Consider the following 316-nt stretch of genomic DNA (forward strand, 5'->3'; position numbering starts at 1 on the left):
CACGTCCGGCACCGTGAGCGCGGCGGCATGGATGGAGGCTGCGCACCGCACCGCCATGGGCAATGTTTCAGCGGCACTGACGCTGCTGCCGGCGGGCTCGGGGCCCATGCTCACCGCGGCATATGGCGTGGCGTTTGCGCAGCTCGCGCATGCGCTGGCCGTGGTGTCCGTTGTGTCGGCAGCGGTTGTCTGGGGGCTGCTTGGGCGCTCGCGGGCGGCGCTGTCGGTCGCCACTGAATCGGTCTAGCACCGGCCACCTTTCCCACATCAAGACGAGGCACCTCATGCTCCAAGCCAGCGACACGTTGAGATCGGA

1 protein-coding gene is annotated in these 316 nt (G+C 68.4%); it reads left to right on the plus strand.

Translation table 11 applies throughout. From position 1 onward, the window contains the following. A partial coding sequence (locus RVY79_RS18590; RefSeq protein WP_317466024.1) for a hypothetical protein occupies positions 1-247 on the plus strand: 247 nt, incomplete at its 5' end. Positions 248-316 lie beyond the last annotated feature (69 nt).

This window comes from Chromohalobacter sp. HP20-39 (assembly GCF_033052815.1).
In the GTDB taxonomy this organism is placed as follows: Bacteria; Pseudomonadota; Gammaproteobacteria; order Pseudomonadales; family Halomonadaceae; genus Chromohalobacter.